This is a genomic window from Atribacterota bacterium, from assembly GCA_028703475.1.
GTDB lineage: Bacteria > Atribacterota > Phoenicimicrobiia > Phoenicimicrobiales > Stramentimicrobiaceae > JAQVMU01.
This window is the reverse complement of sequence record JAQVMU010000005.1, coordinates 33,533-46,199: the sequence shown is the minus strand read 5'-3', so window position 1 is coordinate 46,199 and position 12,667 is coordinate 33,533. Positions and strand designations below refer to the sequence as shown.

Here is a 12,667-nt window from a genome sequence, read left to right as displayed (position 1 = left end):
TTACGTTTTTTTTACACTATTCTGAGATAGAATATTTACTTATAAGCGCACCGGCTACCACCAAAAGTGAAGCAATCCATAAACGGATATCAATACTAATATTCAAGTACATAGAACTTATAAAAACAGATAAAATTGGAGTAAAATATGAGATAGAAGCTACCAATACAATATTTCCATGTCGCATTGCTTTATCCCAAAAAGTATAAGCAAGAAATGTTGGAAAAACTGCCATATAAAATAACTCTATACATGTCCTGATATTCCATGCCGCCTCTTCCTGAAAAAAAGTCCTGAGTAATAATAATAAAATGCCGGTAAATAATAAAAATATTGGCACTGCCCCTTCTTCATCTTTTGCAGCCCACTTCCTGGCAAATGTTGAATAAAGTGCCCATGATATCGCAGCAATAAAAGCAAAAATATAAGGCAAAATATTGTTTTGTATATTCTGAATAAAGGGTACAAAAGAAAAATTATGATAGGGATTCATGGCAATATAGACACCTATAAAACCAAGTATGATACCGGGAATTATAAATAGCTTTGCCCGTTTCTTTAAAATGGGAACCGAGAAAAGCAGGGTCAAACCAGGCCAGAGATAATTAATGATGCTAATCTCAATAACCTGCAATCGGCTGTTTGACAGGCCTATTGCAAGATACAGGGTCGTCATATATATTACAAATAAAATTCCGCATCCCCATAAATAATTGGGAGAAAGGTGGAACATCTTTTTGTATGAATGGGGAGAAATGATTAGCAAATAAAGCCATGCAAATGCTGCACTTAAAATAAAAACCATTCCACCGGCTGTCACAGTACCCAGTTGTTCTGTCAAACTTCTGGAAAAAGCAACAGTGCTTCCCCAGAATATAATGGCTAAAATTCCAAGTAAAGTGTTATTATCTCCTCCACTTAGTTTTTTTGAAAACATAAATATAGCCTTTATTTGATAACTTCATGGTTATCCCAACATATTTTTATTTCTAATAATAGCTTTAATACCTAAAACAGTACTGCCCTGAAAGGTATCCAAGCCTTTAACATACAATTTTAACCCTGATATCTTTAATAGCTTTACAACTGTTATTCCAATACGGGAAGTTCTTTGGGTGTACGGGAAGCTTCGCTTCTTTGGGTAAATTGCTTTTATTCAATTTAAACAGACCGTTTTCCAGTTATTTTTTCAATTTGTACCTTTACAACGCTTAGCTTATTAAGAACACCCATATCAACATTCATTTCTATTTCATTAGATTTTGCAGTATTATGTTCATAGTGTTCTACAATACATTTAAGGGCATTTCTCTTCTCTTTCTCGTCTGAAAGAAACTCTGCTTTTCCAAAAATAGTCACACTGCTATATTTCATTTCCGTATCGCAAATATCTGGCATTTTCTTTATTTTCTCATTTTGTACGATTCCTATACAAACCTGTGGATTGCTCTTTAAAATATCAATTTTAAGTCCTACATTGGCTGAATGTAAGTAAATAGTCTCATCCGAAAAACCAAAATTCATAGGAACAATATAGGGTAAATTGTTTCTGCACATGGCTACACTGCAGTATTTTGCCTGCTTTACTATTTCAAGTATTTCAATAATATCTTTAATCTCTTTATCCTTTCTCCTCATAAATATATTTCCTTTCTTCTTACAAATATAAATCTTTCAATTTTATTGCCTTTTCTTCCCTACCGTTGCCATATATACCACAAACTGTTCTTTGCCATCTATATTTAAAATTTGATTCATTTCATCATCAGAAAAAGCTGCAATTGCGCACACTCCACAACCAATTGATTCAGCAGAAAGGTATAAGTTTTGAGCCACATGTCCTGCATCTAAAAAAATGTATCGGTAAGCACGCTCACCATACCGCCATTTCATCCTGTAAATTACTGCCATCCAGATAAAAGTAACAGCTGAATTTTTGATAAAATCCTGACCAAAAGCTGACTTTACAATCTCATCACTAATATGATTATCTATTTTAAATACTCCTAACTGGTGTTCCAAACTTAAATACCTGTATAATCCGGGTTTTAATCCATCTACCCTGTTTACTAAGAGAGTTGTTTCCAGGGCATGCCTTGCTCCTGCAGAAGGCACTGTCCTTTTAGTTGCAATACCAGAAAAGACTTCTTTTACACCCTGAGTACACCATAACAGGTATGACAACTCAGATAAGCTAATGTTAACTTGTTTATAACTACGTATACTCTCCCTCAAATTAATTACTGATTTGACATTTTCCTGCAAAATTTCAGTATCATTAAAGTCTGGTAAAGAAATTATTTCCATATTATCAGGATATGGCAGTTGTAAAGAAGGCGGATTAATACCTTTCATCTGGTCAGATAAATCTAAAAAATGATATTTAGTTTTTCTAATAAATTCGTCTCCGATAGAATTCATTGCTGATAATCCTCCATAATAGAAGTAAAAGGAATAAATCTATTGTTTATTTATTAATCATTAACGGATATTTCCTTCATGATATTTTTATTTACTTTAATTATCTCTTTTGCAACTTCGCTATCTTCCTTATACTCAATTACTGATTGTTCTCTTATCTGGGCTTCAGTCACTACCTCATCATATGGGATAAGTCCTAAAATATTTATACCTATCTTGTGAGAAGCTTCCGTAATACTATTAGTCATCTCCTTATTGATGTCATACTTATTTACTACTACACCTGCTTTCATCCCAAAATATTTAATTAAATCAAAAACTCTTTTCATATCATGCAATCCCGAAACTGTTGGCTCAGTTACAATTACCGCATAATCTGCGGCAGTAAGAGAGGCAATAACAGGGCAGCCAGTACCAGGTGAACCATCAATTAAATTATTTTTAATTTTATATTTTTTTGCCAGATTGACTGCATGGTCTCTTACCAAAGTAACCAGTCTTCCTGAATTTTCTTCAGCAATACCAAGACGAGCATGGCTCATTGGCCCAAACCTTGTTTCAGAAATAAACCATTCGCCATTAATAGCATCATGCACTTCAATAGCATTTTCCGGACAAACCAGGTAACAGACTCCACAACCTTCACAATCAACCGGATTAATATAATAACTAATTTTTCCATTATTTTCTTTTTTTTCAATTGCTATAAAACGACATGCGTCATAACATTTACCACAGACAGTGCAATTTTCTTGTATAATTTTTGCAATTACTCCTCCGCTAAAATAGCCTCTTTTTTTAATTTTTGGCTTTAAAATCAAGTGCAAATCTGCAGCATCTACATCACAGTCAGCAATCACCATAGATTTATTTAATGCTGATAAGGAAGCAGCAAGCGAAGTTTTGCCTGTACCGCCTTTACCGCTTATAATAACCAATTCTTTGGGTTTTTTCCCTTCTATTGTATCTGATTTTAGGCTTTTTTTAATTATTTGTCGATTTTGATAAAAATATTCTTTATCTGCTGGTTTCTTTACCTCTCTTTTTATTTTAGCATCTTCTATAATCCTGATTGAAAGCTTCTTGAATAATACTTTGTATTCCGGTATTTTATCAATAATAAGCTCACCCTGAGAATAAAAATGTGCAATCTCTCTATCATTAGGAATCTCGCCTATAATTTCTAATTTTTGCTCTCGACAATAAGCTTTTAACTCAACACTGTCATAACTTGCCCTATTTATGATAATAGCTGGCTCTTTATTTAAACTGCGGGCCATTGCTACTGCTAATTTTAGGTCATGCAACCCGAAAGGTGTAGGATCTGTTACTAAAACGCAAAGATCTGCATCTTTGATAGTCTCTACAACCGGACAAGCCGTTCCAGGAGAAGAATCTAATATATTAATACCCTCTGCAATATATGATTTTAGTTTCCGTATTAAACGGGGTGACATTCCACCTTCAGCAGTTTTTAATAAACCATCATGAAAATTTATTTCCCCGCTTTTGCCATGTCGCAAAGTACCAATCTCTCTATCTTCCTCAATAATTGCATCAACCGGACAGACTATCTGACAAGCCCCGCATAAATGACATAATTCCTTAAAAAACAACACCTTATCTTTAACCATTGCAATTGCATTATAATTACATGCTTCAACGCATTTGCCACATTTTATGCATTTTTCATCATTTATACCAACAGGTGATAACAAGGAGACGGTTTCCTCTTTATTATCCTCGGGATTTAAAAATAAATGTCCATTTGGTTCCTCAACATCACAATCAATATATTGTACCTTCTCACCCATATCACTTATAGTACGGGCAATATTGGTTGATATTAATGTTTTTCCTGTTCCACCTTTACCACTGGCAATAGCAATTTTTATTTTTTTCAATTTTTCCTCCTTATGAATTAGTACGCAAAGTACCCAATTAATTAAAAATCTATTCAGACAGGTATGTCTAATACCCGCACATACATTGAACATTTCTCTATTTATTTAAAATACATAACTAATACCGGCTTCCAAAAATAATTGGTAAGATTCTCCAGGAAATAAATTTAAAGGGGATGAATTAATATCAGAATATTTAGTTGATTCTGAAGCTAAACCTGCTTTAATTTCTAATGCTGTGTTGTTCTTAATCTGGTTAATATATGAGGACGTAAACATTTTTGAACCATTACTGCAATTAAAAAATGAAGTTAAGCTAATGCTGGAAAAATCGTCAATCTGATAGGATATATTGCTCACAAATAAGTGCATATTTTTATCAAAATATTCTTCTGTCACTAACATCGTTTGCCCGGTAATTTGTGATAAAAGACCAGGCGGGATATTTAAATATTCTGCCTGAAGATATAACCGATTACCTTTTTGGAAAAAATAACTGTAATCAGCACCAGCCAACAATGAAAACTGATTTTCTCTATTCCAGTAAAATCCAAATGCTCCATAAACTCCAAATTTTCCGATATCACCTTTAGCAGTTATACCAAAACGCTTTTCTATACCTTTTTCACCATCCGGCTGTTCCTGAACATAATTGAAAGTTAAATCAAAATCTTTAATCAAGGTTCTCCCTCTTAAACCTGCCTTTAAATCCTTTGTTGCGTCAGGTAAGGAGGCTACTACTGACAAATTTGTATTCCAGTTAACAGGAATATATATCTCTACTGCATCTTGATATTTAGAGCTAAATTCTTCGTCCATAGCAACTGAGCCCAATGTATAATCTACCGGGTTTAAAAGGGATCCAAAAGACCATGAAACCGGTTGTCTTCCAATAGTAAGATGCAAATGCTCAAATCTGTGCTTCCAATATAATCTTTTCCAAAAAAAATCTATTTTATTTTCAGTTATATTTGTATAAAAAGTCCCTGCACATTTTATTTCATTATTTTTCCAACGTGGCAGAAATAACTCTAAATCAAGATTAGCTTGGGGCTGAAAGGCAAACCCAATTTCATTGTTACAGAAACCTTGTAAAGAAACATCAAGCTGGCCACCAAGCTGGATATCTTTTGCCTCTATTTGTTTATCAAAAGGATTAAATAATAAAACCAGTAATATTAATAAGATATTAATTAAATAGCCTGTTTTCATAATACTCTCCTATAAAAGAATGTAATAAAATGGCATCCTTGCTGTTGTTTATTATGACATCTTTTTTTGCAGATTTAAAGGGAACAGACATAAAAGAAGGTTTTTTCTAATAAAAATTAAACCCGCTTTAAATTTATTCAATAATTAAAACGGGTTTAATTGAGATTGGTTACGCTATTTTACCAATTATTATATTCTCTTAAACTAAGTCAGTATTTTCTTTATCTTCATCAGGTTGTTCAGATTCGATAGAATTAACAGACTCTTCGATGACTTCACAGGCAAGATTTTTATCTCCCTTTATATATATCAATCCCTCTTCAACCTCTTTTAAAGCCAATAAACGATTGCTTTTAGCATTCATTTCTATAAGGGGCTTATAACCCTGGTTTAGCTGTTTAGCCCTTTTTGCCACCATCATTGTTAATAAATACTTATTATCTAAATAACTATTTTTACTCAATCTCTCAGACTCCTATCTATTTACTTTTTAATATTATAAAATTATATTATTACAGTTTTCTTTGAAGATTCTTTAATTCTTTCTCAGACCGCTTTATATGTCTTCTAAGTTTTTCCTTCTCTGACTCTTCATCATTTTCACTAAAATTATTTTTTGGCAAATTCCTCAATCGGGATTCAAGCTCCCTGATTTCCTTTCTCTTCTCTTCAATTAGATCCTTAATTGAATAGACATCATCCATAAAAGAATTATAACCTTTTTTTTCATTCTTCTTCACGATCACTTCAATCTCCTTGATAACCTTTCTTATAAAATTAAAAATAATTAATATTTTAATGGATTATATTATAACAGAATTATAAAGAATAATGTAAATTATTTTCGTAGAATTAGTCTTATATGTATTGGCTTAGGCAACCTCTACAATCTTTTGGACAAGTTTTTCGATTCCTACTGCAATATCAGAAATTGCAGGACCCAGCATATAAGCTGCTGTTGAAGCAATTTTATTATCGTTATCATATATAATGTCATCAACATTTGTGTTAATATGTTTAGCTCCCATTTTTTCCAACAGCTGTGCAGTTGATGTATCATTGCCGATAGTTAATTGAGGTCTAAATGCACCCAATACTCTTGCAGCTAAAACCGGAGCAATGCATATAAAACCCTGGGGTTTTTTTGCAGTATGCATTGTTTTAATAATTCTTTCAACATCTTCATTTACTACACAATTTTCTGCTTTAAAGGCAAAATCACATAAATTTTTTGCTGCCCCAAATCCTCCTGGAAAAATTATTCCGTCTAAGTTTTCAACACTTGCCCTGGATAAATCAGTTATTTCTCCCCTGGCAATCCTTGCAGATTCCTCTAATACCTTCCTTATTTCCTTTTCCTGGACTTTTCCGGTAGAATGATTAACAGTATGATACTGCTCTGTACAAGGCGCAAAACAGGTGGCCTTGACACCCGCTTTGTCTAAAAATAACAAAGTTAGTGTTGCCTCGTGGATTTCACTTCCATCCTGTACTCCACAACCGGATAAAACAACACCGATATTTTTCACAGCTACCTACTCCTTTTTTTATTTTTTATTTATTCTAACAATATATTATAACTGATATTTCTTAAAAATTAAACATTAATAAAATTAATTTAAAATGATATCTTTTATTGTTATCCAAAAAATCCAATAGTGTTAAGAATATTCCTGCTGAACCTCAATAAACTTTTTTATGGAACGATCATACGTCTTTTCTATCTCCGCGGGAAAAAGACAACCTGGCAGTTCATTCATACCCCAGTGATAGGCAATACATTCACAGCATTTACCTTTTCGCGGACATGGCTCATAAGTGCAGGGGCAGTTTTCTCTATTTGTTTTAATATTGCATTCCATTGGTTTTCTCCTTTTTGTAATATTTTACCTATTTTTATTGCTTAATCAAGTTTTTTATTAAATTTTCCTAAAAACAGTATCGTAGAGGTTTGATATTTCATTATAGAAGGTTTGAGAAGGAAATAATGATTGACATAAAATTCAAGATTGACTATAATCATTAGGAAACTGTATATACCATATTAGTTTCCAAATTTTATATTTTTATAATCCTCATCTCTTATGTGTTATAAAATTAAATGAAAATAAAAAAAAGCCCTAATTCTAATAAAAAAAGAATATTAAAAGTAGCCAGAAAGTATTTTTTTACCTTTGGTTATTCCACGGTAACCATGGGTCAGTTAGCAATTGAACTTCAAATGAGTAAGAAAACAATTTATAAATTTTTTAAAAGCAAGCAAATACTTTTAGAATCTGTTATTTATGATTTCTTTCAGGAATTTAATGATAAAATAAATGAGATAATAAATGAAAAAAACAAAAGCAATAATGTATTAGAAACCCTCAAACTTTTTCTCTCCCTGATTCAATCCCAGATATCACAGATTAATGTATATGCATTCGAAGATATTAGAAAAAATAGCCCTGAAACATGGCAAGCTATTGGCAATCTTCGGGAAAAAATGATAAATAATGAACTAAGAGATTTATTAAGACAGGGCAAAAAAGAAGGCATTGTCCGGAAAGATATTGATATTGATATTATTGTTTTAATTATTCTTAATACTGTTCAGCATGTAGCAACACCTGAGATTATTTCTCAACTTCCCTATTCCACCGAAGAAGTTATAGAAATGATTGCCAGGATATTTATGTTTGGCATATTATCACCAGAAAATATGATAAAACCATAACAGTTATTTGATTTGATTAAACTATAATCAGGAGTATCACAAATTATATGAAAAAAATAGCTAAATTTATTACTACTCATTCAAAAATACTAATAGTAGTAGTAATATTTGTAACCATCCTGGGTCTTACCCAGATTAGCAATTTAAGAATAGAGGATGATATAACAAAATATCTATCTGAAAATGATGAAGAGATTAAGTTTTATCAGGAAATATCAGAAAAATTTGAGCAATATGATGAAAACCTTACTCTTATTTCTCTCGAGTATGACAATACTTTATTCACCCTGGAAAATTTACAAAATTTAAAAACCATCATTGAAAATCTGGAAAAATCCGAATATGTTGTTTCTGTAAATTCTTTTTTGAATATGCCTAAAATTATTGGCACTGATTTTGGCATTGAAGTAAGTAATTTTGTTGAAGATTTTCCTACAACTGAAGAAGATGTTTTACAGCTTAAAGAAGAAGTTTTACAGGATGAATTGATAAAAGAGAATTACCTTTCATCCGATGGCCAGGTTGTTCTTTTGATGTTAGAATCCCCGGACAATGTTAATGGTTCCCATCTATGTAGTGATTTAGAAAATATAATCAATCAATATAATAAAAACCTGGAGCGCATTGAGTATTTCGGACTTCCGATTATGGAAGTACAAATTACAGAAATGGCTTTGGATAACATGTCATTTGCAATTATTGCCGCTCTCGTAATCATTGCAATACTTTATTACTGTTTCAGAAGTATACAGGGAACTTTATTGCCTATTTTAATCGCCCTTCTCACCTCTTTCTGGGTTTTAAGCCTGGTAGCATCATCAGGGGGAACAGTCACCATTGTTATATCTGTAATTCCAGTTTTAATGCTGGCACTGGTAACCGCTTATGCGATTCATTTTATCAATCGCTATTATGAAGAAAGAAATAATCTTCCTCCAGGGGAAGCAATTGAACACACTATTGAATTTATTTCTGTTCCAATTCTAATGAGCGCATTAACTACTATGGCGGGCTTTGCATCATTGACTACCGCAGTGGTAAGACCAATGACAGAATTTGGCATATTTGCCACAATCGGTATCTTTCTTGCTTTTATTCTTACTATTTTTTTGTTGGGAGCAATTCTCAGCAGATTTGCACCCAGACAGGTACCTAAAAATTTTTCCTTTCATACCGACGATTTCGTGAGTAAATTATTAAAGGCAGTTGCTAAGATTGTAACAACTAAAAAAACTATTGTAATTGCATTAATCCTGATAATTATTTTTATATCAGTTATTTTTTCCACTAAAGTGCAAACCGATTCCAGTATTGAAGGCAGATTAGGAATAAATAATCCTATTACCAAAACTATGGAATATTTTAAAGAGAAATTTGGTGGAGTTGATTTTCTTTATGTCTATCTGGAAGCAGAAAGTGTTAAGCATCCGTATATACTAAGAAATATTGAAAAGATTCAAAATTATGCAAAGAGTTTGCCCTCTCTTTCTCAACCAACTTCGATTAGTATTTTCCTCGCTCAACTTAATAATGCAATGGAAAATAAGAATATTATTCCAGCTAATCCTAATAAAATAGATAATTTATGGTTCTTCGCCGGAGATAATGAATTTGTCAATTCAATGATTGCCAATGATGGTAAAAATACTATTTTACAGGTTCGCTCAAAAGAAATGGTTTCAGATGATATTGAACAATCAATTCAAAAAGTCGAAGAGTTCATCCAGCAAATTCCCGGAAAAGTGAAAGGAATAGACATGAATCAATTAACCTCTGCTGAAAAAGAGCAATATTACCCATATATCGCAAAAGAAATTACCAGTTCATGGGAATCAAATGGAGCAGTATTTAACGAGACACAAATAGAGGAATTACACAAAGAGCTTATACGTATTGCCGTACTAACTGATAACAGTTTTATTGAGTTAAGTGAAATATTTGTTGAAGAAATAATTAGCCTGTCATCTTTAGAGCTGGGAGATTTTGGCATTGAACCGGTCGAGATTAGACCTATTCTTTTTAGTTATCTAAAAACCGGTTTAGATGATTTACTCTTTATGGAAGATTTGGTCAAACAATTGGATGTTTCAGCATTTGATGCTGAGTATTTGAAAGAAATTATTGACAGCTCTATCGCTATTTTAACTGAGAGGGAAAAAATCAAATATGCCCAAACACAGATAGCCGATTTATTCAATTTACAGCTCAGCAGTCGTGATGCAAATTATCTCTGGTATCTGCTTGATGATTATGTTTATTTGCCTGATGAAAGCGGTAATATAAGTTTTACATACAGGCTTACCGGCATTCCGGTTGTTACCAATGAGGTTAATAAAGGTATTTATGATGGACAGGTTAAAAGTATGCTTATAGCATTTTTTATAGTTTTTTTATTACTGTTTATACAATTCCGTTCATTATTAACTGGCATTATTTCCATCATTCCAATTATTTTAACCATTATAACAGCTTTTGGTATAATGGGATTATTGAAGATATCCCTCAATATCGGTACTATGATGGTAGCAAGTATCGCCATTGGGGCTGGAATTGATTATACTATACATTTCGTTACTCGCTATAATCAGGAAATTATCAAAAAAGCAGATTCGGTAAAAGCAATAACTGTCACCTTAACAGGATCCGGGCGTGCTATATTTTTTAACTCTATATCTGTTGCTGCAGGTTGTTTTGTTTTAGCATTTTCAGAAATTAAAATGATTTCAGAATTTTCTATATTAATTGGAAGTGTAATGCTGATTAGTGTGGTTTATACATTATTACTTTTGCCACTTTTATTGCATTATATTAAATTTAAAATAAAAAATACAGAAAAGAGCCCTTAGAAGAAACTACTAAAAACTATATACTCATTATCATACAGGTATTTCTTTTACACAAAATCAGGAAAAATTAGGAGTGTTAGGTTTCAATGCATCCTATCATATAAATTCACTAACCTACCTGCAGGCTGTTTTAATTCCTAAGGGTGCTGTTACTCCTTATCCCGATGCCTACTTAAAAGACAGCTATCTGGCTGAATACAGTTCCTTCAATCCTGCACCGGGTTCTCCTATCGAAAATATTAATCTATTCTATTATTCTTCCAATGTAGTATGGGGATTACGATTGAGCCATAGTTTTCCTTCTTTTGATGCTGGAATTAGTTATTATAGAGGCAGCTATATGAATCCTTTTCCGGTTGATTTGCAAGTCAACCCAACATCCAACGGACAATACTTGGACCTAACTTTAGGATATCCATCAAAACAGGTGTTCGGCCTGGAATTCCAGGGTAAATTTCCAGGTATTGAAGGAGCCATATTAAGGGGAGATCTTGCATATATAATACCTGAACACTGGTCGTTCCAGGGAGAAAATCTATTAGATACTCCTTATTTTCAGGGAATAATAAGTGCTGATTATACCACTGATTCAAATCTGTATCTTAATGGTGGATTTATTTACGTACTTCCTTTCGAAAGAGGAAGAGACTGTTCTCCGTATATCTACTTAAACACTAATAAAACATTGAATTCTTTTGATTTTGAACCATTCTATATAGGAATTCTAAGCCTTTATGATATAAGTATGGGCAATATTATCGGGGTAGATTATCAAATCAGTGACCGTGTTTCTACATCATTATCATATCTATTTCTATCAGGTAACAGTGATTCTAAATTGGGCATAATGAAGAATTCTCAGGGATTATATTTTTCAATAAAGTGGCTTCTCTAATCAAATCAAAGCGCAAGTGTTATTTTGTAGATGTTAAGTTATAGTAATCTTGCGCTTTGATATTTAATAAGATTTTAAGAAGAAATATATTTTCTTCCAATTGAATGCCCTTTTCCCAGGTACTCTCCCATAGTAAAATATTCTCCCAGGGTAGGAATGTATAAAATTGGTTTGATCTTATTTTTATTAAATTTACCATCTTCGTCCAGCAAACTATTTTCAATTTTTACATCCAAAATTTCACCCACAAACATAACATGGGAACCTATTTCAATTTGATTTATAACCCGACATTCCAGAACCATCGGAAACTCTTCTCCATAGGGAGCATCTACAATCTCGCTTTTTACAGGGGTAATACGAGTTTTTTCAAATTTATTATACTTGGCTCCTGATGATATACCATAAAAATCTGCCTCCCGGACCTGGGTATTGAATAAAACATTAACCGTGAATACCTTTCGAGAAATAATGTTGCGATAAGAATACCGGTTTTTTCTCAGAGAAATATTGACACATGGGGGCTCTGAATTACATATCCCTCCCCATGCAACGGTAGCCAAATTTGGTTTGTTTTCCTGGTCATAACTTCCAACAACCAATACTGGAACAGCTCCCAAAAGAGTTTTTGGACCAATTGATTTCTTCATTTCTTTGTATTCCTCCTTACCTG

At 32.6% G+C, this 12,667-nt stretch carries 13 protein-coding genes; 3 read left to right on the top strand and 10 right to left on the bottom strand.

Annotated elements, in window-relative coordinates; genetic code table 11:
• Positions 1–16: 16 nt before the first annotated feature.
• The 9 genes from yddG to PHQ99_01540 all read right to left on the bottom strand — a co-directional run bounded on the left by yddG (position 17) and on the right by PHQ99_01540 (position 7,399).
• Positions 17–937 (bottom strand): aromatic amino acid DMT transporter YddG, encoded by a 921-nt coding sequence (yddG, locus tag PHQ99_01580; GenBank protein MDD4288270.1) that lies wholly within the window; start codon positions 935–937, stop codon positions 17–19.
• Between the two features lie 224 nt (positions 938–1,161).
• Positions 1,162–1,638, bottom strand: a complete 477-nt coding sequence (locus tag PHQ99_01575) for a pyridoxamine 5'-phosphate oxidase family protein (GenBank protein MDD4288269.1) — start codon at positions 1,636–1,638, stop codon at positions 1,162–1,164.
• Between the two features lie 42 nt (positions 1,639–1,680).
• On the bottom strand, positions 1,681–2,421 hold the full coding sequence (locus PHQ99_01570; protein ID MDD4288268.1) for a SagB/ThcOx family dehydrogenase: 741 nt from the start codon (positions 2,419–2,421) through the stop codon (positions 1,681–1,683).
• 53 nt (positions 2,422–2,474) lie between these two features.
• Positions 2,475–4,325 (bottom strand): P-loop NTPase, encoded by a 1,851-nt coding sequence (locus PHQ99_01565; protein ID MDD4288267.1) that lies wholly within the window; start codon positions 4,323–4,325, stop codon positions 2,475–2,477.
• Positions 4,326–4,430: 105 nt separating this feature from the next.
• The gene (locus tag PHQ99_01560) at positions 4,431–5,537 is read right to left on the bottom strand and encodes a hypothetical protein (GenBank protein MDD4288266.1); all 1,107 of its coding nucleotides are present in this window, start codon (positions 5,535–5,537) and stop codon (positions 4,431–4,433) included.
• 199 nt (positions 5,538–5,736) lie between these two features.
• A complete protein-coding gene (rpoZ, locus tag PHQ99_01555; protein ID MDD4288265.1) occupies positions 5,737–6,000 on the bottom strand; it encodes a DNA-directed RNA polymerase subunit omega in 264 nt (87 codons plus the stop codon).
• A gap of 49 nt (positions 6,001–6,049) precedes the next feature.
• Positions 6,050–6,277: a hypothetical protein gene (locus PHQ99_01550; protein ID MDD4288264.1), complete on the bottom strand. Its 228-nt coding sequence runs from the start codon at positions 6,275–6,277 to the stop codon at positions 6,050–6,052.
• Between the two features lie 132 nt (positions 6,278–6,409).
• Positions 6,410–7,066, bottom strand: coding sequence for an isoprenoid biosynthesis glyoxalase ElbB (gene elbB / locus PHQ99_01545; GenBank protein ID MDD4288263.1), 657 nt, complete (start codon positions 7,064–7,066; stop codon positions 6,410–6,412).
• A 132-nt stretch (positions 7,067–7,198) separates the two neighbouring features.
• Positions 7,199–7,399, bottom strand: coding sequence for a DUF6485 family protein (locus PHQ99_01540; GenBank protein MDD4288262.1), 201 nt, complete (start codon positions 7,397–7,399; stop codon positions 7,199–7,201).
• A 239-nt stretch (positions 7,400–7,638) separates the two neighbouring features.
• On the opposite strand from PHQ99_01540, the gene PHQ99_01535 reads away from it, so the two are divergent.
• From PHQ99_01535 to PHQ99_01525, 3 genes are all read left to right on the top strand, one after another.
• Positions 7,639–8,253, top strand: a complete 615-nt coding sequence (locus PHQ99_01535) for a TetR/AcrR family transcriptional regulator (GenBank protein MDD4288261.1) — start codon at positions 7,639–7,641, stop codon at positions 8,251–8,253.
• A 47-nt stretch (positions 8,254–8,300) separates the two neighbouring features.
• Positions 8,301–11,099 carry an MMPL family transporter gene (locus PHQ99_01530; GenBank protein ID MDD4288260.1) on the top strand — a complete coding sequence of 933 codons (2,799 nt, stop codon included), beginning with the start codon at positions 8,301–8,303 and terminating at the stop codon, positions 11,097–11,099.
• Between the two features lie 73 nt (positions 11,100–11,172).
• Positions 11,173–11,994, top strand: coding sequence for a hypothetical protein (locus PHQ99_01525; GenBank protein MDD4288259.1), 822 nt, complete (start codon positions 11,173–11,175; stop codon positions 11,992–11,994).
• 74 nt (positions 11,995–12,068) lie between these two features.
• On the opposite strand, the gene PHQ99_01520 is transcribed toward PHQ99_01525, so the two are convergent.
• Entirely contained in the window at positions 12,069–12,644 is a 576-nt protein-coding gene (locus tag PHQ99_01520; protein ID MDD4288258.1) for a flavin reductase family protein, read from the bottom strand.
• Between the last annotated feature and the right edge of the window lie 23 nt (positions 12,645–12,667).

What these genes read in the sequence shown, in the direction of transcription:
- yddG (MDD4288270.1), bottom strand. Translation starts at nt 937, where the DNA reads ATGTTTTCAAAAAAACTAAGTGGAGGAGATAATAACACTTTACTTGGA.
- PHQ99_01575 (MDD4288269.1), bottom strand. Translation starts at nt 1,638, where the DNA reads ATGAGGAGAAAGGATAAAGAGATTAAAGATATTATTGAAATACTTGAA.
- PHQ99_01570 (MDD4288268.1), bottom strand. Translation starts at nt 2,421, where the DNA reads ATGAATTCTATCGGAGACGAATTTATTAGAAAAACTAAATATCATTTT.
- PHQ99_01560 (MDD4288266.1), bottom strand. Translation starts at nt 5,537, where the DNA reads ATGAAAACAGGCTATTTAATTAATATCTTATTAATATTACTGGTTTTA.
- PHQ99_01540 (MDD4288262.1), bottom strand. Translation starts at nt 7,399, where the DNA reads ATGGAATGCAATATTAAAACAAATAGAGAAAACTGCCCCTGCACTTAT.
- PHQ99_01535 (MDD4288261.1), top strand. Translation starts at nt 7,639, where the DNA reads ATGAAAATAAAAAAAAGCCCTAATTCTAATAAAAAAAGAATATTAAAA.
- PHQ99_01530 (MDD4288260.1), top strand. Translation starts at nt 8,301, where the DNA reads ATGAAAAAAATAGCTAAATTTATTACTACTCATTCAAAAATACTAATA.
- PHQ99_01520 (MDD4288258.1), bottom strand. Translation starts at nt 12,644, where the DNA reads ATGAAGAAATCAATTGGTCCAAAAACTCTTTTGGGAGCTGTTCCAGTA.